This window comes from Gemmatimonadaceae bacterium, assembly GCA_035606695.1.
In the GTDB taxonomy this organism is placed as follows: domain Bacteria; phylum Gemmatimonadota; class Gemmatimonadetes; order Gemmatimonadales; family Gemmatimonadaceae; genus JAQBQB01.
In genome coordinates this window covers 1-22,410 of sequence record DATNEW010000027.1, presented here as the reverse complement: position 1 = coordinate 22,410, position 22,410 = coordinate 1, and the positions used below count along the sequence as shown (strand labels likewise).

Annotated in this window: 17 protein-coding genes and 1 tRNA gene; 7 read left to right on the top strand and 11 right to left on the bottom strand. The window is 61.6% G+C overall.

What is annotated here, in order from left to right:
* Positions 1 to 468 precede the first annotated feature (468 nt).
* Genes dndB through VN706_13380 form a run of 5 tightly spaced genes read left to right on the top strand, consistent with a single transcriptional unit; the run spans position 469 to position 6,645 of the window.
* Entirely contained in the window at positions 469 to 1,578 is a 1,110-nt protein-coding gene (dndB, locus tag VN706_13400; protein HXT16627.1) for a DNA sulfur modification protein DndB, read from the top strand.
* A complete protein-coding gene (gene dndC / locus VN706_13395; protein HXT16626.1) occupies positions 1,571 to 3,055 on the top strand; it encodes a DNA phosphorothioation system sulfurtransferase DndC in 1,485 nt (494 codons plus the stop codon). The genes dndB and dndC overlap by 8 nt, the downstream gene beginning before the upstream one ends.
* Entirely contained in the window at positions 3,052 to 5,103 is a 2,052-nt protein-coding gene (gene dndD, locus VN706_13390) for a DNA sulfur modification protein DndD (protein ID HXT16625.1), read from the top strand. Before dndC ends, dndD begins: the two co-directional genes overlap by 4 nt.
* Positions 5,093 to 5,464 (top strand): DNA sulfur modification protein DndE, encoded by a 372-nt coding sequence (gene dndE / locus VN706_13385; protein ID HXT16624.1) that lies wholly within the window; start codon positions 5,093 to 5,095, stop codon positions 5,462 to 5,464. The genes dndD and dndE overlap by 11 nt, the downstream gene beginning before the upstream one ends.
* Before the next feature lie 2 nt (positions 5,465 to 5,466).
* On the top strand, positions 5,467 to 6,645 hold the full coding sequence (locus VN706_13380) for a cysteine desulfurase family protein (protein HXT16623.1): 1,179 nt from the start codon (positions 5,467 to 5,469) through the stop codon (positions 6,643 to 6,645).
* 14 nt (positions 6,646 to 6,659) lie between these two features.
* Here VN706_13380 and VN706_13375 read toward each other — a convergent pair whose 3' ends face one another.
* The 4 genes from VN706_13375 to VN706_13360 all read right to left on the bottom strand — a co-directional run bounded on the left by VN706_13375 (position 6,660) and on the right by VN706_13360 (position 11,586).
* Entirely contained in the window at positions 6,660 to 8,192 is a 1,533-nt protein-coding gene (locus tag VN706_13375) for an ATP-binding protein (GenBank protein ID HXT16622.1), read from the bottom strand.
* 6 nt (positions 8,193 to 8,198) lie between these two features.
* Positions 8,199 to 9,122 carry a hypothetical protein gene (locus VN706_13370; protein ID HXT16621.1) on the bottom strand — a complete coding sequence of 308 codons (924 nt, stop codon included), beginning with the start codon at positions 9,120 to 9,122 and terminating at the stop codon, positions 8,199 to 8,201.
* Between the two features lie 11 nt (positions 9,123 to 9,133).
* Complete coding sequence (locus VN706_13365) at positions 9,134 to 11,008, bottom strand: ATP-binding protein (protein HXT16620.1); 1,875 nt, start codon at positions 11,006 to 11,008, stop codon at positions 9,134 to 9,136.
* A gap of 404 nt (positions 11,009 to 11,412) precedes the next feature.
* The gene (locus tag VN706_13360; GenBank protein ID HXT16619.1) at positions 11,413 to 11,586 is read right to left on the bottom strand and encodes a hypothetical protein; all 174 of its coding nucleotides are present in this window, start codon (positions 11,584 to 11,586) and stop codon (positions 11,413 to 11,415) included.
* An 80-nt stretch (positions 11,587 to 11,666) separates the two neighbouring features.
* Here VN706_13360 and VN706_13355 point away from each other — a divergent pair, with 80 nt between their 5' ends.
* A complete protein-coding gene (locus tag VN706_13355; protein ID HXT16618.1) occupies positions 11,667 to 12,788 on the top strand; it encodes a HEPN-associated N-terminal domain-containing protein in 1,122 nt (373 codons plus the stop codon).
* Between the two features lie 9 nt (positions 12,789 to 12,797).
* Here the strand turns inward: VN706_13355 and VN706_13350 are convergent, their stop codons facing one another.
* Together VN706_13350 and VN706_13345 are read right to left on the bottom strand one after the other, a co-directional pair.
* Positions 12,798 to 13,283, bottom strand: coding sequence for a hypothetical protein (locus VN706_13350; protein ID HXT16617.1), 486 nt, complete (start codon positions 13,281 to 13,283; stop codon positions 12,798 to 12,800).
* Between the two features lie 112 nt (positions 13,284 to 13,395).
* Positions 13,396 to 13,468 (bottom strand) — tRNA-Phe (locus VN706_13345).
* A 443-nt stretch (positions 13,469 to 13,911) separates the two neighbouring features.
* On the opposite strand from VN706_13345, the gene VN706_13340 reads away from it, so the two are divergent.
* A complete protein-coding gene (locus tag VN706_13340) occupies positions 13,912 to 17,136 on the top strand; it encodes a carboxypeptidase regulatory-like domain-containing protein (GenBank protein HXT16616.1) in 3,225 nt (1,074 codons plus the stop codon).
* 104 nt (positions 17,137 to 17,240) lie between these two features.
* On the opposite strand, the gene VN706_13335 is transcribed toward VN706_13340, so the two are convergent.
* From VN706_13335 to VN706_13315, 5 genes are all read right to left on the bottom strand, one after another.
* Positions 17,241 to 18,842: a M28 family peptidase gene (locus tag VN706_13335; GenBank protein HXT16615.1), complete on the bottom strand. Its 1,602-nt coding sequence runs from the start codon at positions 18,840 to 18,842 to the stop codon at positions 17,241 to 17,243.
* Positions 18,835 to 19,233 carry a preQ(1) synthase gene (gene queF, locus VN706_13330; GenBank protein HXT16614.1) on the bottom strand — a complete coding sequence of 133 codons (399 nt, stop codon included), beginning with the start codon at positions 19,231 to 19,233 and terminating at the stop codon, positions 18,835 to 18,837. The genes VN706_13335 and queF overlap by 8 nt, the downstream gene beginning before the upstream one ends.
* A 296-nt stretch (positions 19,234 to 19,529) precedes the next feature.
* Positions 19,530 to 20,468 carry a rhomboid family intramembrane serine protease gene (locus VN706_13325; protein HXT16613.1) on the bottom strand — a complete coding sequence of 313 codons (939 nt, stop codon included), beginning with the start codon at positions 20,466 to 20,468 and terminating at the stop codon, positions 19,530 to 19,532.
* A gap of 105 nt (positions 20,469 to 20,573) precedes the next feature.
* Positions 20,574 to 21,242 carry a hypothetical protein gene (locus VN706_13320; GenBank protein ID HXT16612.1) on the bottom strand — a complete coding sequence of 223 codons (669 nt, stop codon included), beginning with the start codon at positions 21,240 to 21,242 and terminating at the stop codon, positions 20,574 to 20,576.
* A 3-nt stretch (positions 21,243 to 21,245) separates the two neighbouring features.
* Complete coding sequence (locus VN706_13315; protein HXT16611.1) at positions 21,246 to 22,259, bottom strand: D-alanine--D-alanine ligase; 1,014 nt, start codon at positions 22,257 to 22,259, stop codon at positions 21,246 to 21,248.
* Between the last annotated feature and the right edge of the window lie 151 nt (positions 22,260 to 22,410).

The following is a 22,410-nucleotide window of genomic DNA, read 5'->3' as shown; positions in this document are numbered from 1 at the left end:
GACCTGGATTCCTCCACCCGAAAACCCTCGAATCAACCATGGCTAAGAAGTTCGCGGATGACGCACGCCGAGTGATCGACCTCGTGGAGGCAAGCGGCATCACGAGACGTCAGAGCGTGCTCGTGTTGGTGTTCAGCCGCGAGAAGCCTCGTGTTGCTGGCTACCTGAATGCCAATCCCTACGACGCGGCGCGAGCAATGGTTGAGTTCCTCCTACAGACGTACCCGGATGCGAAACGGCCCGCGTGGCTCCGTCACGCCACCGGTCGGCGATCAAAGCGGCAACCGCCGCGCGGCACATCAGGGCGTCCGTAGCCGACCATCATGATTCAAGCGCAACGCGACCGGCGTTGCCGGGACCGCGGCTTTGCAATACACTTCCACCGAAGCCGCGCAAAACTTCCGGTGACCCTGGGCGAAACTTCCTCCCGTATCTGCCTCCCAATTCCCCAGTCGTCGAGATGTTGAGATGGAGCCCTACACCTACGAGTTCACGGCTATCCGTGGCGTGCAGGCCGGAACGGCCTACTACGTCGCCATGTGTCCCCTAAAGCTGATACCGCGGCTTTTTCGGTTCGACGACGAGACACTTCCCGCCGACCTTCGAGCGCAGAGACTGCTCAACCGCGCGCGTGTTCCCGCGATCGCGCGTTACATCGCGGACAACCCCAAGGAATACATCCTCTCGTCGCTCTGCGCCTCAGTTGACGGTGACCTGGACTTCGAGCCGCTCGCAGGCGATGGCCCGTTGAGGTCGGTCGGCCGTCTACGTATCGCCATGACGGCGACCATCCTCATCAACGATGGTCAGCACCGTCGGGCCGCGATCGAGGAGGCATTGCGCGATCGCCCTTATCTCGGTGACGAAACGATCTCTGTCGTTGTTTTCGCGGATCGCGGCCTCCTTAGATCGCAGCAGATGTTCGCCGACCTGAACATCCATGCCGTCAAACCAACGAAATCCATCGGCGTGCTGTACGATCACCGTGATCCGATGTCTCGGCTAGTCCGCCGCGTGGTGAGTGCCGTGCCGCTTTTCCGAGACTTCACCGAGCGCGAAAAAACAACGATTTCGAATCGGTCGCTCAAGCTGTTCACATTGAGCGCTATCTACCAAGCCACGGCGGAGTTCATCGGTAAGCCGAAGGGCGCGGATCTCACACAAGCGGACGAAGAACACTCCGTGCGTTTCTGGAACGCAGTGGCGAAGGCCATGCCCGACTGGCAAAGCGTTGCCCAGCGCCGCATCGCCGCCGCGGATCTGCGACGCGACTACGTGCACGCGCACGGGATTGCATTACAGGCGATAGCTATAGCGGGCGCTCAACTCGTCGCCCTCTACCCCGAAGCCTGGGACACTCGGTTGGAAGCGCTGCGTCAACTCGACTGGTCGCGAAGCAACGTCGATCTGTGGGAGGGTCGTGCCCTTATCGGTGGACGAGTCAACAAGGCCCGCACCAACGTTATCCTCGTCAGCAACATCATTCTTCAACATTTCGGGCTACCACTCACTACGGAAGGGGAGCGCTTGGAGCGCATGCACACTTGCGACGCATCAGAGGTGATGGTCAATGCGTAACCTGCCAACCATCGATGTTCCTGCGCCGGTGACTCAGCGCGGCAAGCCGAAGTCCGTTTTTGATACTCGGCCGATCGCGTCACTTCATGAGGAGATCCGAGCGATCTACCAAGCGGACGCAAGGCCGTGGGTAATCGGCTACAGCGGCGGCAAGGACTCTACCTGTGCCCTCCAGCTCATATGGTACGCACTATCCGAGTTACCCGTCGAGGCCCGTCAGAAGCCTGTTTACGTCATCAGCTCCGATACGCTTGTAGAGACGCCGGTAATCGTCCATTACATCGATACGACACTTGAACGCATCAACATTGCCGCACAGCAGCAGAGCCTTCCGTTTCGCGCACACAAGGTAACGCCCCCCGTCGACCGCAGTTTTTGGGTAAACCTCATTGGAAAGGGATACCCGGCGCCGTCCAAGCGTTTTCGCTGGTGCACAGAGCGTCTGAAGATCGAACCCGCAAACGAGTTCATCCGGGCTCGCGTTGCAGAGTTCGGAGAGGTTGTGATGGTCCTAGGTGTTCGCTCTGCGGAAAGCGCAACGCGAGCGCAGGTTATGTCTCTGCACCGCATCAAGGGCTCACGGCTCGCTCGTCATTCGAGCTTGCTGAACGCATTCGTCTATCCGCCAATTGAGGCGTTTTCGGTGGATGACGTTTGGACGTACTTGCTGCAGGTGCCGTCGCCGTGGGGCAACGACAACCGCGATCTCGTCGCCATGTACAAGAGCGCTCAAGCGGGCGAGTGCCCTTTGGTTGTAGACACGACGACGCCGACCTGCGGCAACTCGCGCTTCGGGTGTTGGGTGTGCACCGTCGTGGAGAAAGATTCGGCAATGGAGGCAATGGTCGACTCAGGCGAGGATTGGCTTGAGCCGCTGCTGGAGTTTCGAGATCTCCTTTCCGCAACGCAGGATCCCGACAAGAAGCGCCTATACCGGGATTTTCGTCGCAAGAGCGGCCACGTCGCTTTCATCGGCGACACCGCGAAACCAGTTCCGGGTCCATATACCCTCGCGGTGTGCAAGGATTTCCTACGGCGCCTCTTGGAAACGCAAGTCCGAGTCGCGAAGGAAGCGCCGCTAGAGGAAGCTCCAACTTTGATCCACGAAGCGGAGCTGCACGAGATACGACGGATATGGAGGAGCGAGCGTGGGGACTGGGAAGATTCCGTTCCAGCCATCGTGCGCGAGGTTTTAGGACGCGACCTCGCGTGGGTGATGGAAGACCACGTCACCTTTACGAGCCAGGATGGGCAGCTCCTTAAGAGCATCTGCGACGAGCATTCCGTCCCGACAGAGCTGATTGTTCGGCTTATCGATGTGGAACGAGCCGCTCACGGACTCAAGCGCCGACATGCCGTTCATTCTCGCATTGAGGATGTACTGAAGCAGGAATGGCGAGATGAGCATGAGGTGGTCGCGGAGCGCCGTGCTCACTTGGATTTGCTGACGGCATCGAGTCCGGAGGATGGCCAGTGATCCTTCGAAGCATTCTTTTGGAGAACTTCGGGCTTTATCATGGCAGGCTAGAACTCGACCTTGCTCCGCGTGTACGTCGAGGCGTAACGCATCCCATCGTTCTGATCGGTGGGAAGAATGGCGTCGGCAAGACGACGCTTCTAGAGGCTGTGCGTCTGGCGCTATATGGGCGGCGTGCGTTGGGCTCTCGCGTCGGCCAGGCGCAATATGATGAGTATCTCCGGAGTCGGATTCATCGGCCGGTGGCTCAACAGATGACACCCCACGGCGCCGCCGTCGGTCTTGAGTTCAGCTACGCCGAAGACGGTGTTCTTCGCAACTACAGAGTTCGGCGGAGCTGGACGGCGCGCGGCCGCAGCGTCTCCGAATCTCTTCTTCTGGAGAAGGACGGTGTCATCGTCGAAGACGTTCCGCGCGACGAATGGCATCTGTTTCTGCACGATCTGATTCCTCCTGGCGTCTCGCAACTGTTTTTCTTCGACGGCGAGAAGATTCAGGAAATCGCTGACGGCGATCACGACGAAGAGCATCTAGCGTTGGCTGTCCGCGGCCTCCTTGGCGTTGAGCTGATCTCCCGCCTTCGCACGGACCTTGGACTCTTTCTAGCTCGGCGTGAACAGGGACAGCACCAAGCAATCGCCACGCGTCTTGAAGGCATCGTGCGTGATCTTGCCTTACTGGAAGATCAGATTGCAGAGGCGACGGAGGACCTGGGACAGATTTCGGCGGATCGAGACTCTCAAGCGCGGGTGGCCGAGCATGCCCGTCGTCGGTTCGTTGCCGAGGGTGGAGAACTAGCCGTAAGACGCACTCAGCTTGCAAGCGAGGCCGATGAGGTAAAGCGCGTTATTGGCCGGCGTGAGGCGGACCTGCGAGAGCTTGCCGGGGGACTCCTTCCGTTTGCCGTTGCACCGCGTCTCGCACGGGCGTTCCGCCAGGCGCTGCAGGAGTCAGCGGCTTTCGCTGAGGCCTCCCATAGAAAGCAGATGGTCTCGGCACTGACGGCCGCGCTAAAGGAGTGGCGGAAGACGGGTCGCGAGGAGCGCTCTGCTGACTGGGCAGCGGCGCACTGGAAGGATCTAACGTCGTTCCTCAAGACGTGGGCGGCCCTGGGTGCCGAGACTGCGGCGCTGGCAGGCCGTGCCTTTGAATCCGTTGGCGACGGCGCCGCATTGGTTGCTTGGCTTGACGAGGCCGATACCACGATTCGTCCACGGCTTGAGTTCCTAGCAAATGAACTGGAGGCTCTCTACGCACGTGAGCGGGATTTTCGCGCCTTGCTCCTGCGAGCGGATGGCGGGGAAAGCAGCGTTCTGCTCGACGACTTGCGTCACGCTGAGCAACGCGTTGGCGCGACCGAGGCGACGTTGCGGCGGCGCGAAGAAGATCTAAAGAAACTCCGAGCCCAGCAGGCCACCTTGGAGCGCGAACGCGAGCGACTCCTACGCGAACAGACCGAGCTGTCGGCCGCTGAACAACGTGCTAGTCTGGCGATCAGAGCATCGCGCGTGCTGGCTGAGTACGAACATCGACTACTAACTCACAAGCTCGGCCAGCTTCGGGGCGAGTTTGTTCAGTGCTTCAACCGTCTAGCGCGAAAAGGCGACGTCGTCGCTGACATCCGGATCGACGAGGAATCGTTCGGCGTCACGCTGATAGACAAGGCCGGGCGCGCCATTCCAAAGGCCGATCTGTCAGCGGGCGAAAAGCAAGTCTACGCCATCGCGATTCTTTGGGCTTTGGCGCGGACGAGTGGAAGGGCGCTGCCAATGATTATCGATACACCGCTTGCTAGGCTCGATTCCGATCACCGATCCAACCTGGTGCAGCGCTACTTCCCATCGGTGAGCCATCAAGTGATCATGCTGTCAACCGATACCGAAGTTGATGCTCCCCTGTTGGCGTCACTGAGTGCGAGTGTGTCTCACTCATATCATCTGGAATATGATCCCGTGGCCGGTCACACACGTGTGGCAACAGGCTACTTCTGGGACTCCGCCGGATCACGTGGCACGAACGCACCGCGCGAGGTGGTCGATGCAGTTTAGTAAACTCCGGATATCCAGCGAGGCTACCAGCAAGCTTCGCTACCTGAAGCAACACACCGGTCTGACGCCGAACCTTCTTTGCCGGGCCGCTGCGATGCTTTCCATGGAAGAAGGGCCCATCGGCACTCAGGGCGCCCCGGATGAAGACGGCTCAGAATTCAATGCGTACACCCTTACCGGTGAATATGAAGTGCTGTTCACCGCACTCCTTCGGTTCGTTGAGGAGCCAACCTCGGACGAGCCGCTGACGAACGAAGAATTAGTTGATCGATTCCGAGGTCACATCCACCGTGGCGTTGGCACGCTATCCGTGAAAGGCCGCAACCCGCTTGAGATTGCTCGTCTGGCACGAGTAGGCTGAACATGACGAGCGCGCCGGTATACCTGGATCACAACGCCACGACACCGATTGATCCGGAAGTGTTGGAGGCGATGCTGCCGTTCTTCACGACGAGGTACGGCAATCCATCCAGCGTTAGTCACGTCTACGGCAATGACGCCGCTACTGCCGTCGAACGATCGCGTCAGCAGATTGCTGAACTGATCGGAGCTCGCCCGGAAGAGATCATCTTCACCGGGAGCTGCACAGAGGCGAATAATCTGGCCATCCTCGGTATTGCTCGAGCAGCTGACCGTCCGCGACACTTCGTAAGCTGCGCGATTGAACATCCCTCCATCACAGAGCCGTTTCGGATTTTGGAGCGCGAGGGGCATCGAGTCACGTATGTCGGTGTAGATGAAACGGGGCAGGTCAAAGCTGAAGAGGTCGCAGCAGCGATTGAGGAAGACACGTTGCTCGTGTCCGTAATGGCGGCGAACAACGAGGTGGGAACGGTCCAGCCGCTTGAAGCGATCGGCGCGGCCTGCGAGTCGCGAGGAGTCCTTTTTCATAGCGATCTCGCGCAAGCTGCTGCTTACGCTCCGATCGATGTGAATCGACTTCGGCTAGGACTGGCAAGCCTATCCGCGCACAAGGCGTACGGTCCTAAGGGAATCGGCGCGCTTTACATCCGGAGTCGCCGTCCGAGAATTCGACTGGCCGCCCTGCTTTTCGGCGGCGGACAAGAGCGCGGTTTGCGTCCAGGTACGCTCAATGTCCCCCTCATCGTCGGGCTCGGCGCTGCATTCGCTCGCGTGCGTTTGGTTCGGTCAGACGACACAGCACGGCTCCAGCCTCTGCGCGACAGGTTGTTTGCTGGTCTTCAGGCAGCGGCTCCAGATCTTGCTCTTAACGGCCATCCGACGGAGCGTCTGCCGAACAATCTGTCGATTTCCATCCGCGATGTTGAGCCGCATGCACTAATGCGGACGATGCGCGATCAGGTGAGCTTCTCGGCATCTAGTGCCTGCGCCGCACACGACGTCAAGACGTCACCGGTTTTACTCGCGATGTTCGGTGATGGCTGGAGAGCGAGGAACGCCTTTCGCCTTGGCCTCGGGCGGTTCACGACCTTGGACGATATCGATCGTGCCGTGGAAGCCTTCGCCGGCGAGGTGCACCACCTCCGCAGGGTCAGTCTCACCGAACCGGCGTCGAAGTAGGGAATCGCCCGCCTTTACGACAAGAGAATACGAAGGTTCGAGGACAGGATCGCCTTCCAGCTATCGACGAAGTCGCGATGGTCGTCGTCGAAAACGCGGAGCTCCGCTGCAGCAATGCAAAAAATTAATGCGTCCACTGAGTTGAGCTTCTCTCGATCGTTTCGCGCCGTGAGAACCACTCGTTCATAGAACGGATGATCGACGTTCCAATCAATAAATGTTGTTCTGCCGCGCTGCTCGGCGGCGTAGACAGGCCCCTCCCGTCCGAAGTTGCGAATACCGAACTTCACTGTTCCAAGCGGCGTCGAACTCCCAGATTCTCCTGGCGCCGAGTCGCCGCCGGGTTGTTCTTTTGCCGGCGGTCGAATCAGTAAGCTCGACTGACGGTTGATAAACTGTTCAGACGTCTCGTGGTTTACGCCCTCCCCTTCTTGCTTCGCTTCCTTTTGCTGAATCTGTGTTCGTAGGGAGCGAATGGTGGATCCCAGTTCGGCATCCAACTGGTCTTTGACGCTTTGAGTCGGCTTGACATCTCGCTTTGTGAATTCGATACCGAAGGCGTCGTCGAGCTTCCCACTGATGAATAGCTCGCCCCTGAACCGAATTAGGTCAGGATGTCGGCTGAGATTTGCAAGGCCAAGAAGTTGAGCCTCAGCAATCTCCCGGTTGTTGCGCATCACGTAGAAGCCCGACTTCTCGGCCCTGTAGCCCTTCTTGCCATTCTCCTTACGGCTACCGTGGTCCGGTAGGATTACCAGGCGGGCCCGGACCATGTCCGTAACGATTTCTCCGGTCCTTTCATCCATGTACTTGATGGCGAATTCTTCATCGCTGTACACCCTTGCTGATGGCTTATCCTCTATCCACAACGGATCGTGGATTGGAACTTCGGTGCCGTTGACATAGAAGTGTTTGCCGGCGCGGATGAACATTCGATACGTTTGGCCGAGCTGTTTGCTCAAGGTGCCTTCGAATGCCCCCACGTACCGGCGCTTGAAGCCGTCGCTCTTGCTGATTCGAATTACCGTACCGCTTTGGGCATTGCCCAGGTACTCATGATACAAGTTTAACAGCGGCTGGCTGGCCTCTCCGAAGAAGTCGCGGACGAAGGCGTTCCTCTTCGTCATCGTGTCAACGTCTGTGATGTTCGCTAAGATGGGTCCTTTTTTCGCGCGAGTCACGATGGTCAAACGCCTGCCCAGACTCAGTGACGCCGTTACCAGCCCCATGCCAAACCGGCCCAAGTCAGTCGAGGCATTGCGCTGGACCTCGCTGCCAAGGCGTGATGCTTGATCAAGAACAGCCTCGTTCATCCCGATACCGTCATCAGCGATATCAATCATGATATCGGTGTCGGTCTCGCGATGAACATTGATCCAGACGTTTCGTGCCTCGGCGTCCAACGCGTTATCCACGATGTCGCTGATCGCGTAGTAGTTGTCGTAGCCGAGGTACCGTAGCGAGTCCAGGAGCTTGCGCGCGTTCGGTCGGTTGTCCAGTGGATCGCGCTCTGCGACCTTGCTCGTGCCTGATCGGTTCTTGGTCATCGGTCGCTAGTTGGAGCGAAGGGAGGGGACGTGCGGCGCGCGCAGGGATTCACCTGCGTGGCGATCCCGCCACGCTGCGAGGGAGCCGGGTGTCCGGATGGCATTCAACAACTCGGATGTTTCCATCAGGAACTGAGCGCCTGCCAATTTGCGGAAGGCGGTTTGCCCGCTGCGCGACTCGGTGGCGACTTCCCGGAGGATCTCCACTATTTCACGAACCTCCGGCGTGGAGACGGTTGCAGTTGGTGGCGCGGGCTCTGGAGAAAGCGCCTCCGCCGAAGCCGCCGTCAGAGCCACCCCGCCAGCCCACTGCGCCGCCGCGAGAGCGGCTGTATCGCTAGTGACCTCCGTCGTGGAGCCACGCGCGATGTCGGCAAGCCGGCCGACGGCCAGGCGAAACTTCGTTGCGAGTGGCCGTGCCCGCTCTGCGCTCAACCCGCGCGCCTGGGTACGGCCGATATGCTCCCGCTTAAGACCCTTCAGGTATTTGATCGCCGCGCCTGAATCCTGCTGCCGCAGCGCGGCGCCTACGCGGTCGAACGTAGCCGTGTCGATGCCTTCGCGATCGCCCTTCAGAAAGGGAAGCGCCTCGCGGAAGACCGTGTAGCTCCAGAGGCCGCGCGTTAGCCGCTCAAGATCGTCACGTTTCGCCCAGCCACGACGAACGATGAGTGCGTAGCGAAGCAGTGAGCGAGTGATATAGCTGCGGCGCTGAACCTCCCACAGCAGGGTGTCGTTACCGCCAGGTGCAGCCGCTTCGAGCGCGTCACCAATGTCCCACAAGAGAAGCACCTTCTCGGAAGCCGAGGCTGAGCGCCAACTGTTGTTCAATGGACCGAGGCGTTCGATCAGCGTACCTAGATCGGCTTCGAGCGTGACTGCTGGCCGCGTACGGCGGCCAGCAGTCTCAGTGTTGCTCTTCTTCATCATCGATCTCCTCGTCAAGAGGCCTGCGCGGCCACGCCGGGTGCACCGACCGTCGCGATCAATTCCACATCGCTTTCGTCGAGGCTCCCGCCCAGCTCCCGCTGGAGCAGCGGAAAGTGGGGCCGTAGCGCCGATTCCAAGCGGCAGGAGAACGCTACCATCTCATCGAACAGCTGATCGCGACGATCTGGCTGTCGCCCGTACCGGGCGTAGAACTGGTCCTTGTAGTGGATCGCAACCGTGGCCGCGAGGTAGGCGGCCAAGCGATCGGTGAAGCGCGGCCGGCCTTGGCGGGTAAGCGCCATTCGTTCGCGGAAATCCGGGTGCGACGTGTTCACATAGATCGTGCCCTCGATTAGGCGGGAGCGAACGATGCGACCTTCGGCATCGGCCGGGAAATCACCGAAACTCACATCGAAGCCGGTTTTGCGCTGTCGCGCACCCTGCGTATCCATAGGGTCATCGTTGATCGCCGCGGGCGGCGTCGCGCTCTCTGGGGTCTCCGGCTCGGCGGCGTCCTCGTCTGGACTGTCAGGATGCTCCTCGTCGACCGTGGGTTCAGCGACAGGTTCGACCTCCGCCGGCTCGACCGTTGCCGGCTCCGACACGACTGACGTTGGCGGATCGGCCGTCGGGTAAGTTGTGTCCGGCACCGGGCCAGTGTCAGCGGGAACCGGAGTGCCAGTTTCCGTTCCCGGCACAAGCTGCGTACGAAGGCGCAGCCTGTCCTCGCGAGCGAGGTCGTTGAGGACGTCACGCATGACGTCCTCAAGCCGCGTGAGGCTGTTGTCGCGCTGTGCGGCGTTCACCTCGTCGAGCGCTTCGGCTAGCTCAGCCTCGATCGTTAGCAGAAGGTCGTAGAGGGCAGTGCGTCCGGCGGAACGGTCGAAGTCGTCGCGAGTGATGACCGGCCGGGCGAGTTCTCCGACTTCGATGAAGCCGAGAAGTTGCGGATGCGCCCACACCGCGCTGCGGCGGGTCGACTTTCGTAGGAAGCTCTTGATCTCCGCAACCTCGTTGATGCGCCGGCCCCGAGCGAAAAAGCGCGCTTGGCGCCCAGGGATCGAGACATTGGCGACGCGAAGGTTGACATCGACTGGATAGATGCGTCCGCCTACTTCCGCACACAGAGTACGTGTGATGGCGTATCCGCCAACGCTCGCATAGTCGAAGGGCATGCAGCGCTCCGTGATGCCATTCGAGTCGCGAACGAAAATGGACAAGTTTGGCCTCGCAAGCAGATGCTCGAAGTGGCGCTCGATCTCGGCCTTTACCGCGGCCACCGTGAGAACATCCTGCCACTCCGGGTCGAACGGGCCGACCATCACTTCGGTGCCAGTACCGGTGTTTGTGGGGAAGCTCCCCGACGTCGTCGGCGTGATGGTGCCGGTCGGCTCGTTCCGATCAAGCTCCAGCTCGCAGTACGCGCTACTCTGATGGCGAGTGCGAAAGCGGATTCGTTGCGCCGCGGCGCGGAACGCGTGAACGCCGAAGCCAAATCGGCCGTTGACCCATGTGAGGCCGCGCTTTCGAGACTCGCCGACGTTAACAACAATGCGTTCCAACGTTTCGGGCAGCATGCCGCGGCAGTTGTCGCGGATCGTGACAGACCGTGCGTTTGAGTCGATGAGAATCTCGATCACTACGGCGTACGGGTACGCGTCGGCGTTGGCGCGGTACATCGCTTCGACGTCATCGAGCGCGTTGTCCACGTACTCCATGAGAATCCGCTCGGGCGACTCGTAGCGCCGTGCGATCTCGTTGAGCAGCGAAATCGGATCAGAAATCCGAAGCTCGAGTTTCCTCGGGGCCCCGCTCGTGGCAGCGGTGGCAAGGATGGACGGCCGTCCTGTAGGCCGATCCTGGTTACTGCGAACTGCGTGTCTCATTTGACCTGGTTCCTCGATGTGCTCTCTCGCCGGGCGAGAAAGCTGAGAATGCGCGCGTCCGTCGGCCGGCGAGCGATGAGGTGAGTGGCCTTCTGAGTCCGCAGACACAAAAAAGCCCCGACGGATAGATCCGCAGGGGTCCGATGCGCTGGCCGAGCCGCTGCGAGGATCGCAGCGACGATTGAGAGAAAAAGCGAACGTCGAGTCGTTCCTCGGCGTCTACTCGGCTTCGTTAGTCCCGAGCGTGCTGCTTGTCGAGGTGATGCACCCCAACACACGCCTTGAACCGCCTTCGCCGCTCCCACAAGTTCCTTCGGTCAGTGCAGTCGAACCCATGTGGTCCAACTCACTACCTGAAACATGGTCAGTCAGGATGCGTTGTCAACCCGCGCAGAGGTCGGACCTCAACCGACTTGTTTCTTGGCCGCTCTGAGCTTGGCCTCGACTGCATCGAGGCGACCAAGAGTTTCGTTTCGCAATTCGCGCGTCGAGTCAGCCGAGTCCCGTACGCGTTGCTTGGAGTATGCGAGCGAGGTGAGCAGGGTTTCCAGGTCGCCTGGGGTTAGATCGAGCTGCATGGTTACCTCCAACACGGTGGAGCAAGGAGTGAAAACAGTTCGTGGTCGAGTTTGACTCAGCTGCCATGTGCGACGAGTGCGTGGCCGACAGCGCACTGAAGGCCTTCATCCGCGCGACCGCGGATGCGATGACCTGTAGTTTCTGCGGGCGTTCTTCATCACAAGCAATCGCTGCCGACGCCGACGCGGTTGTCGCCGAAGTTGAATCCTGCTTGGATCAGGAGTATGAGGACGCGTCGGAGATGGTGCCAGTGGAAGGAGGCGAGTACGTCTTCGGATTCAAATCCACGCGTGAAGTTCTCGAAGAAGAGCTGGATGTGGACGAAACGAATGAGGCAGCGTTCGACTACATCGTCGCCCACGTATCCGATAAAGGGTGGGTCCAGAAGAATTTCTTCAGCCTTCACCCCTATGATGTGCTCACGTACGGCTGGGAAGAGTTTGCCGAAGCTATCAAGCATCGGACGCGGTACCTCTTCTTTCCGCCGCGCCCGAAGGCCCAGTGGCCCACCGACAACGAGTCGATTCGCCCCGAAGATATGCTCGACCGGTTGGGACGATTGATTCGTGGTACGAGGCTGATCAAGCGCCTGCGCGCAGGGAGGATGCTGTACAGAGTTCGGCCCCACGACGCGGCAATTTCACCGAGCACATTGTCGGAGCTTGGTCCGCCACCAGCCGACCGTGCGATCCGGCCCAACCGCATGAGCCCGGCGGGTATTTCGATGCTCTATGCGGCTACGAGCCCTGAGACGGCTATTGCCGAAAGCATTGACCCGAAGACGGGACGTCTTCAGGGAACTCTTGCGACGCTCCGCCTCGAAACGGATGTCCGCGTTGTCGATTTCGTCCGACTTCCTGCATCTCCGACGATCTTTACTCCGGACACGATGCCGGACGAGCGAGCCGCGCTCCACTTCGTCCACGCGTTCGCAAGAGAGATCAGTCGACCGATCGAGCGAGATGACCGGGAACACATCGAGTACGTCCCCACGCAAGTGGTGACCGAGTATCTTCGCTACCGGTTCCGTACGAGGCGAGGGCCCGTGCAAGGCCTTCGCTATGCTAGTGCTCGGAGAGAGTTGGGAGCGAACATCGCGCTGTTCGTCGGCTATGACGATATCGAGCCGCCTGAATTCACGGAGCCCGAGTCCCCCGTACGCTTGTCGCTCGTGGCTCACCAGCCGATCAGCATTCCTTAACGCTCCCAGCTATTTGGCGGCCGTGAGGATTCGACACGACTTCTCGATTTCGTCGAACTCCCATATTTCCACGCCGTCTGGTACGAGGTGCGAGTAGCGGGTGAGATAGTGCTCAGCGAGAGTCTGCCGGCGTCGAGTGGAGTAGTCGCGGAGCACGAAGAAGATTCGCCTGTATTTGACCGGCGCGAGAGAGAAGTAATACATCGCCTCGTTCCAGACCGTGAGCTTAGCACTCGGGGCGTTGCCGCCCGCTGTCCATCGATGACACTTGCATTCCACCAACACCGGCGGATCGTCGCTCCCGAAGTCGAACGTGTGCCCCTTCTTCCGTTGCCCGATGCCGACTGGGACAGCAAATCGAGGATGAACCTTGATGCCAGCCGCTTCCAAAGAGAGCACGGCCAACGCCTCGAAGTCGACGCCCACGTGGGTGTTCGAGATCGCGCCGATCCGCTGAAAGTTGGTCATCGCTCTGTTCGGGTTGGCGTCGTCCATGGAGCCGTCGAACGAATTGGGGTTTTTTTGGGGTTTTTCTACACGAACGGCCACCCTCTCGGGTGGCCGTCGTCGCTCGTCGAGTTATGCGCTACCAACAACTTACCAAAAGTGGCTAGGGACGGAATCGAACCGCCGACACGCGGATTTTCAGTCCGCTGCTCTACCAACTGAGCTACCTAGCCCCAAAACAACGTCAAGTCTTTCAATTTATTCGAGTTACTCGGGCGAAGTCAATCGACGTGCCGTGTGCCCGCGCGAGCGAACGGCGCTGCACACGCCGAATCGCACTCGACTCCGTCGCCTTCGCCCCGTCGCGCAACGCCCGTCGCATTTCGATGCAATGTGACGCTCACGACGATTGCGTGCGTTTCATAGGCGCGGCGCGCCACATTTGGCTCGCAAACTCCGCTCATAGAGCGTACATTGTGGTCGCTCATCCGACCTGCAATTTCGTGTTCGGTCCCGCACCCGTTTCGACGGTGACACGTTCGTTACCACACGGCGGTCGCGGCGAAACCCACCGACAGATTATCTGGACTACCCGCACGCTTCACCTCCGAGGCGGCGCGGGCGATTGGACGATGTCGAGGTCCGGCATCACACTCCACGAGGAATCCCCCACCGTATGAATCTCCCACGCTTGACGCTGCGTGGCGCCGTGCTGATGACGGCGCTCTTCGGCGGAGCCACCCGGCTCGCCGCGCAAGGTGTCACGACAGCCGCCATCAGCGGCACTGTATCGAATCCGCAGGGCCAGGCGCTCGAAGGCGCACAGGTGCAAGTCACCAACCGCTCCACCGGTGCGCGTGCCGGCGCCATTACCCGCGGCGACGGCCGCTACTACGTCTCGTCGCTGGAAGTCGGTGGCCCATACGTCATCAGCGTTCGTCGTATCGGTTTCGCGCCGCGCGACAGCGTCATCAGCAATCTTTCACTCGGCCAGAACCTGCGCGTCGACTTCGCCATGTCGCAGCAGGCGGCACAGCTCCAGGGCGTGCAAGTCGTGTCGACGACCACCAGCGCGGTGATCTCACCGTCGCACAAGGGCGTCTCGACGACGGTGACCGATTCGGCCATCGCGCGACTGCCAACCCTGAACCGCAACTTCACCGACTTCGTCGTCCTCACACCGCAGATCTCGACGAAGGGCCCGGGGAACTCGGGCGGCGGCCAGAACAATCGCTTCAACGCCATCCAGATCGACGGCGCGATCGCGAGCGACCTGTTCGGCCTCGGCTCGACCAATCAGCCGGGCGCGCAAGCCGGCGCAAAGCAGATCTCGCTCGAGGCGGTGAAGGAATACCAGGTGCTGCTGTCGCCGTATGACGTGCGTCAGGGGTACTTCTCGGGCTTCCTGCTCAACGCCGTCACGAAGAGCGGCTCGAATGAATTCCACGGCTCGGGTACGTATGCGTTCCGCAACGAAAAGTTTGAGCGCAACGTCGACTATCTCCGCGCCTCGCCGTTCTCGCAGAAGCAGGAAGGCTTCTGGATCGGCGGCCCGATCATCAAGGACAAGCTCTTGTTCTCGATCGCGCCGGAGTTCCAGCAGCAGACGGCGCCGGCCAGCGGCCCGTACATCGGCGCCGGCTCACCCCAGCCCGCACCGGCGACGCAAGCCGCAGTGGACAGCTTCGTCAACATCCTCAAGACGAAGTACAACTTCAGCGATCCCGGCACGGCGCAGAAGGTCAACGACGACAATCCGCTGACCAACATGTTCGCGCGCTTCGACCTCATCAACCTGCCGATGAACAGCCGCCTGATGGCGCGCTGGAACTACGTCAACGCGCAGCAGGACATCTTCAGCCGCAGCGCGACGCGCGTCAGTCTCTCGAACAACGGCTACAACTTCCAGTCGAAGACGAACAGCGGCTTCGCGCAGTTGTACTCGAACTTCGCGAACGGCAACTCGAACGAGTTGCTCATGGGCTTCACGGGCATTCGCGATCAGCGCATCATCCCGATCAATGCGCCGTTCGTCGTCATTCAGCGCGTGCAGAACCCGAACGGTGGCACGGGCCAGCTCGCGGCCGGCACCGAGAACTCGTCGCAGGGCAACCAGCTCGACCAGGACATCTTCGAGCTCACGGACAACTACACCATTCCGTGGCACAATCACCGGTTCACGATCGGCACGAAGAACGAGTTCTATCGCGTGCGCAACCTGTTCGCGCAGAATTCCTTCGGCAACTACACGTTCGGCACGCTCGACTCACTCATCAAGGACACGCCGAACACGTCGACGCTTGGCATCAAGCTCGACAACGCCGATGGCGCCGCGCGGTTCCGCGCGCGCACGCTCGGTGGGTACGTCTCGGACGAGTGGCAGGCCAGCAACGCGTTGAACTTCACGTTCGGCCTTCGCCTCGACATGCCGGGCTTCCTCAACACGCCGAACGCCAACGCGGTCGTGTCCAACGCCAACTTCGGCCGCAATACGACGCAAGTGCCGAAGAACGTCATGCAGTGGCAGCCGCGCGTCGGCTTCAACTGGGACGTGACGGGTGATCAGGTCAATCAGCTGCGCGGCGGTTCGGGCGTGTTCATGGCGCAGCCGGGCTACGTGTGGCTCAGCAACCTGTACGGCAACTCGGGCGTGAACGGCTACGGCAACCTGACGTGCTCGGGCTTCGCCGCCGCTCCCGCCATGCAGGCGGCCGGCTCGCCGATCGCGACGAACTGCAAGAACTCGACGGCCGCACCGGCGGTGACGCTCAATACGGTCGATCCGAACCTGCACTTCCCCGAAGTGTGGCGCAGCACCGTCGGCTACGATCGCCGGCTGCCGTGGAACGTCATTGGTACGGTCGAGGCGATGTACACGCGCTCGTTGTACCAGTTCTATTATCAGAATCTTGGTATCTCGGCGACGCCTGTCGGCACCGACCGCAACGGCCGCACGCTCTACGGCGACATCACGTCGGCCACCAGCACCGTCGCGCCGACGCGCCGCACCTCGACCAACGCCGCCGGCCAGACCGTCACGCTCGGCGACGTGATCGACATTCGCAACACGACCACGCACGACTATCAGTACAGCTACACCGGCAAGCTCGAGAAGCGCTTCGCCGAGAACTTCGAGGGCTCGTTCGCCTACACGTACGGCCACGCCTACGACGTGTGGGATCTGACGTCGTCGGTCGCGCTCTCGAACTGGCAGTTCGGCCGCTCCTACTCGGGCCCGCAGGACTCGCAGCAACTCGGCCTGTCGAAGTGGGATGCGCCGCACCGCTTCGTCGTCGCGGGCACGTACACGCTGCCGACGAAGACGGACATCTCCACCACGTTCTTCGCCGAGTCCGGCGTGCCGTTCGAGTACGTCTACGGCAGCGACATGAACGGCGACAACGGCGGCGCGAACGATCTGGTATACGTGCCGACGAACGCGCACGACACGACCCAGATCCGCTTCTCGCAGAACGGCAACCTGACGCCGGCGAATCAGGCGGACTCGCTCGATGCGTTCATCTCGTCGCACTCGTGCCTCAACTCGGCGCGCGGCACGATCATGCAGCGCAACTCCTGCCGCACGCCGTGGACCAAGGTCATGAACGTGTCGGTGCGCCAGTCGCTCCCGACCATCCGCGGGCAGAACTTCCTGCTCCAGCTCGACATCTTCAACTTCCTCAACCTGCTCAACAAGAACTGGGGCGCGCAGGATCAGGGAAGCAGCAACAGCCCGACGCTCCTCACCCGCCGCACGTGGGTGCAGCCGACGGCCGGCCAGCCGCTCAAGCTCGCCAGTGGTGCAATGCCGGTGTTCAACTTCACGCCGTTCACGCAGTTCAACACGCGCAACCCGGCGTCGAACTACGCCATGCAGCTGCAGTTGAAGTACACGTTCTAGCGCGATGGGCGCTGGGCGCTGGGCGAAACAGCAAAGGGCGACGGAGATCATCCCGTCGCCCTTTGCTGTTCTCACGCCCAGCGCCCATCGCCCACCGCCCACCGCTACCGCTCCAACTTGAACCCCGGAATCACATCCGGCCGCTGCGCGGCATTCGCGATAATCCACCCCGTCGCGTACATCCACTGCGTCATCTTCGCCAGCTTCGCGATGTCGATCCGCTGCGGCTCGTCGCGCGGCGTGTGATAATCCGGGTGCAGCAACGTCGAAAACATCACCGCGGGAATGTTCGCGCGCGCGTACGGCAGGTGATCGCTGCGATAGTACCATCCTTCCGGATGCGTCGGCCGATCCCAAATCGTATCGAGCTTGAAATGCGTGATCTCATCGTTCGCGCGAAGCGCCGCGTCGACCAGCGCGTTCGAGTTCTTGTGGGGGGGTTGGACGCCCAGGATGGCCGCGCTGTCCGGATTGTTGCGGCCGATCATGTCGCCGTTCAACACCGCGACGATCTGCGACTGTGGCACCGTCGGATGTCCGACATACCAGCGCGAGCCGAGCAAGCCGCGCTCTTCCGCGCCATGCCAGATGAACAGCACCGGACGCTTGGCGGGATGCTTCACGAACGCGCGCGCCGCCGCCAGTAACGCAACGCTCACCGACGCGTTGTCGTCGGCGCCGTTCCAGATTGAATCGCCGTTCACCGGATAGCGAACGCCGTCGTGGTCCTGATGCCCGCTGAAAATGACATATTCATTCGCGAGCTTCGGATCGGTGCCCTTCACCAAACCAATCACGTTGCCCGACGGATAGTAGAACGTCTCGTTGAACGTCAGCGCGTCGAGACGCGCGTTCGACGCACGTACCGCGTCGAGCATGTCGTGCCGCAGCCAGAACGTCGGCAGCGTGTTGAACGCGTTGCCGCGCCCGCCGCGCCCGGCGCCGTTGCCTCCGCGACCCTGCGCATTCTGCGCCGCGCGGGCGAATGCGCCCGTGGGCGCACCGGCCGAGTCGATGCCGTACGTTCCGCGCGACGAGACGGCGGCTGTCGCATCGAGCGCTTGATTCATGATCGGCGAGTCATCGGAGATGATGATCGCCGCCGCACCGCCCGCCGCCGCGATCGCGCCGGCGCGTGCGCGAACGGCCTGGCTGATCGTCGCCTGAAAGTTGCCGCGAATCGTGAATTGATCGAGCGGCTGCACGTTCGCCGGTGCGTTTACCACCATCGCGACCGCCTTGCCCTTCACGTCGGCCGATGCGAGTCCACTAGTGTCGCTCACGAACACGATCGGCAGATCCACGCGCGCATTCTGCGCGTTGAGCACGACCGCGTCCTTCCACACCTTGAGCGTGCGCCCGCCAACCGACAGCTGGCTGTTCTCGCTCAGCCGCGACCGTCGCATCGGCCACCACTGGAAGTACGTGTTGTCATCGCCCGCCGGCAACAGTCCCGCTTCGCGCGCACGCTCGGCCACCCAACCCGTTGCGCGCATTTCGTCGAGCGTGCCGGCTTCGCGACCGCGCATCGCATCGCCGGCCATCGCAAACATGTCTCGGCGAAGATCGGCTTGTTTGATGTCCTTCAATCCCGGCGGCCGCGTGGATTTTGATTGCGCGAACACCGGCATCGCGCCGAGCAGCAGCAGCGCGACCGCGATGTGAGTGCCGCGCGTGCTGTGCGTGCCGTGAGTGCGCTTAGGCATTCTTCGCCCCCACGCGCGCGCGAATGACGGACTTGATCCCACCGCGAATGTTGAAATCACCAACCACCTCCATCCAGCGTGGATTGCAGGCTTGAGAGAGATCCTCGAGAATGCGATTTACCGCACGCTCGTAGAAAATGCCGTCGTCGCGGAAACTCCAGAGATAGAGCTTGAGACTCTTGAGCTCCAAGCACATGTCGCCCGGCACGTATGTGATGTAGATCGTTCCGAAATCAGGCGCCCCGCCCTTCAGCGCGCGCAACTCGTCCGCGTCGGATTCGATCCCGCCGAGCGGGCAGAGCGACGTGAACTCCGGGCATTCCATGGCGATCTCGTAGTCGCGGCCCGCGTATGGATTAGAAAACGTTTCGAGAAGTTCTGGCTTTGGCATCGGCAAAGAATGCACGCGTTCGGTGCGTCGATGCAATGCGATGAGCGCCGAAGCAGACTCATCGCCCATTCTGTCTCTGGCGAATGGAAGTACCGCAATTCATATTCAGAATGGGCCGGTGCTATGCGCCGGTCATCGCCGCCGCGAGAACGGCGCGGCGGTCCTTGCCCCCCTAGCAAAGCCTAGGGGGGCTCTTTCTTTAGCGCCCTTCGGGCGCGACACACGTCTGACAACGTCGGACCAAATCTGATAAGCCGCTCAGACCTGGTCAGGTTTTGTCAGACGCGTTCGTTGTGCTAGACGTTGTCGTCTTTCTGAAGACGCCGGCTCATCTCTTCGAGCACTTTGCGCTCGTCGCTCGTGAGACTCTCAATCCCCTGCTCCGAGATCTTGTCGAGCACACGATTGAGCTCGTCAGCTTTCTGCTCCCCGGAGCGCCGGCGCGGCGGCGTCAGCGATACCGCACGCTTGGCCGCGATCGCTTTGCTCTTCGCGACGATGTCGTCGACCTCGTCGCCGCGCTCGCGGCGCGGAAGGTTGCGCGGGATCGCGCGCGGCGGTTCGTCGGCGTCGGGCAGGTTCGCCACACGCTGCCGCACCTGATCGATGCCCGACGAGAGCGCCACGCGCATGTACACGTAGGCCGCCATCACGCCACCCAGGTGCGCGAAGTACGCGATGTTCGCTCCGCCGCCGTCACCAGTGCTCGCGATGCCGAACACCAGGTTGAACACGAGCAGGCCGATCACGAGCGTGCGAACGCGCAACGGCATCACGAAGAAGAGATAGACCTCGTCATCCGGCCACTGCATGGCATACGCGGTCATCACACCGAACACGGCGGCGGACGCACCGATCAGCGTGCCGCTCCGAATCAGCAACATCTGAAACACGACGCCGCCGAGTCCGCACAGCACGTAGAACCAGGCGAACTTCCGGGCGCCGAACTCGCGCTCCACGCGCGGACCAAACACGAACAGACCGTACATGTTCGCGGCGAGATGCCACACGTTGACGTGGGCGAACATGTAGGTGAACGCACTGAACCACTTGCCCGGCAGCGCGTTGGAGTCGAACGCCATCCAACCGACGAGGTGATTCGACACCTCGAACTGCAAGAACATCACGGCCGCGCTGATCGCGATCAGCACACGTACGGCGGTGCTCGTGACGAACGAGGCGTCCGCGGACGGTGCGGGTGATGGTGAAGGACTTGGGGCCGGTTGCGACGACATGAATCCCGCGAAATGCTCTGAAGTGAGGCCTACTCTCTAAACGACTGCGAAACGGCGGTTCCGGTCACCGAGATTGTTCCTCGGAGTGGGCCGCGCCTGACGGGCTTAGCGCATCCCCGTCGGCGGGGGCAACCTGAGCGCCAGCCGGACGTCGCCGTGCAGCGCCGACGCCCGCTCGAACAACATCGTCCACCGGCGATCGCGATCCACCGGCGTTCCGGCCCCTGGATGCACCACCACTTTGGCCCCCTCACTCGTCGCATGCGCGCGCTCCACGATCCGCAGAACGTGCGCGTCCGTCGTGCGCTCGTCGACACAGAATACGATCGCGTGCTGCATGCCGGAGGTCGCGGCGACGCGCACCGACTCGAATGCGCGCTCGCTCACCGCATCCACGGCCGAGCCATCCAGCGTCACCTGCGCCAGCGTGACGATTCCCTTGAGCTCGGCAATTTCATCCGGCCGCTGTCCGTCGCAATCCAACATCACCGGAAGCGGCGACGGCGCCTTGGCAAACGCGGCGCAGAGGTACTCGACGTTCGCCAGCGGGTCGCGCCCCGAGATCGAGATCGAATGAAATGCCGAGCGACCGGTGCTTCGCCGCAACTCGTTCGCGAGCGCGTCCGCGGTGTACATGGTCGCCGTCTCCGCCTCGGCGGCAAAGCGCACGAACAGCTGGCGACGTCCGGCCCACACGCCCTGCGACTGCAACCCGGCGGGAATGCCCGCGAGCGCCGCCGTCGGAGGACCACTACTGCTCGCCGCCTGAGCCATCGATCAATCGCCTCCGCGCTTGCCCAGCGCGAGTTTCGCGATGCGGTCGCACAGCTCGGGAAACGAGATCCCGGCCGCTGCCGCCGCCTGCGGAATGAGACTGGTTTGTGTCATGCCCGGCAGCGTGTTCGCTTCCAGGCAGTAAAACGTGCCTTCGGGGGACATTCGAAAATCGACGCGCGCACACCCGCCAAGCTTCAGCGCGCGAAACGCCTTGAGCGCGAGCGCCTGAATGGTCTTCGTTTCGGCCTCACTCAAGTTCGCCGGAAATTCCTCGACCGCCATGCCCGCGGTGTACTTGCACTCGTAGTCGTAAATCTCGTGCTTCGGGATGATTTCGCCAACAGGCAGCGCCTCGTCGCCGAGTATGCCGACGGTGAGCTCACGCCCGGGAATGAATTGTTCGATCATCACCTCGTCGTCGTGCTCGAACGCCTCGTCGATCGCCGACTGCAGCTGATCGGGCGTCTTGACGATGTTCAGTCCGACCGTCGACCCCTGTTTCGACGGTTTGACGATGACTGGAAATCCAAGTGCCGAGCGAACTTCCTCGACCGTGGCGGGCGCCATGAGCCAATCCGCCGTCGGCACACCCGCGGCGCGGAACAGCTTCTTGGAGAGATCCTTGTCCATCGCCAAGGCGCTCGCCATGTGTCCGCTGCCCGTGTACGGAACACCCGTGAGGTCGAGTAGCGCCTGCAGCGTGCCGTCCTCGCCCTGGCCGCCGTGCAGCGCCAAGAACAGCACGTCGGCATTCGGGAGCGCCTTGAGGGTGCCTTGCATCGCCGCGTTCATTCGGACGAGTGCCTTGGTATCCGGCGGCGCCGTCTTCACGACGCCGCCACTGAGCAGTTTCCGCTCGTCGGCGGGGCTGAGCGCGCCTGCCACGGTATCGACCGCCGTCACCTCGTGTCCCGCTTCGCGCAACGCCTCGGTGATTCGGATTCCGGACGCCAGCGAAACATCGCGTTCCGACGAGGTGCCTCCCATCAAGACTGCGATTTTCAGTTTTATCATTGCTCCTCCCTTCGGCGCTGCGCACCTCCGGTCGGAGTTCCGCATGGTGAGCTCAGTTGCTCCTCCCTTCGGCGCTGCGCACCTCCGGTCGGAGTTCCGCTTGGTGAGCTCAGTTGGTCCTCCCTTCGGCGCTGCGCACCTCCGGTCGGAG

Coding starts and splice junctions, on each gene's coding strand:
- VN706_13350 (HXT16617.1), bottom strand. CDS start 13,283: ATGGACGACGCCAACCCGAACAGAGCGATGACCAACTTTCAGCGGATC.
- VN706_13340 (HXT16616.1), top strand. CDS start 13,912: ATGAATCTCCCACGCTTGACGCTGCGTGGCGCCGTGCTGATGACGGCG.
- dndE (HXT16624.1), top strand. CDS start 5,093: ATGCAGTTTAGTAAACTCCGGATATCCAGCGAGGCTACCAGCAAGCTT.
- dndC (HXT16626.1), top strand. CDS start 1,571: ATGCGTAACCTGCCAACCATCGATGTTCCTGCGCCGGTGACTCAGCGC.
- VN706_13315 (HXT16611.1), bottom strand. CDS start 22,259: ATGATAAAACTGAAAATCGCAGTCTTGATGGGAGGCACCTCGTCGGAA.
- VN706_13380 (HXT16623.1), top strand. CDS start 5,467: ATGACGAGCGCGCCGGTATACCTGGATCACAACGCCACGACACCGATT.
- VN706_13360 (HXT16619.1), bottom strand. CDS start 11,586: ATGCAGCTCGATCTAACCCCAGGCGACCTGGAAACCCTGCTCACCTCG.
- dndB (HXT16627.1), top strand. CDS start 469: ATGGAGCCCTACACCTACGAGTTCACGGCTATCCGTGGCGTGCAGGCC.
- VN706_13320 (HXT16612.1), bottom strand. CDS start 21,242: ATGGCTCAGGCGGCGAGCAGTAGTGGTCCTCCGACGGCGGCGCTCGCG.
- VN706_13365 (HXT16620.1), bottom strand. CDS start 11,008: ATGAGACACGCAGTTCGCAGTAACCAGGATCGGCCTACAGGACGGCCG.
- VN706_13335 (HXT16615.1), bottom strand. CDS start 18,842: ATGCCTAAGCGCACTCACGGCACGCACAGCACGCGCGGCACTCACATC.
- queF (HXT16614.1), bottom strand. CDS start 19,233: ATGCCAAAGCCAGAACTTCTCGAAACGTTTTCTAATCCATACGCGGGC.
- VN706_13370 (HXT16621.1), bottom strand. CDS start 9,122: ATGATGAAGAAGAGCAACACTGAGACTGCTGGCCGCCGTACGCGGCCA.
- VN706_13375 (HXT16622.1), bottom strand. CDS start 8,192: ATGACCAAGAACCGATCAGGCACGAGCAAGGTCGCAGAGCGCGATCCA.
- VN706_13325 (HXT16613.1), bottom strand. CDS start 20,468: ATGTCGTCGCAACCGGCCCCAAGTCCTTCACCATCACCCGCACCGTCC.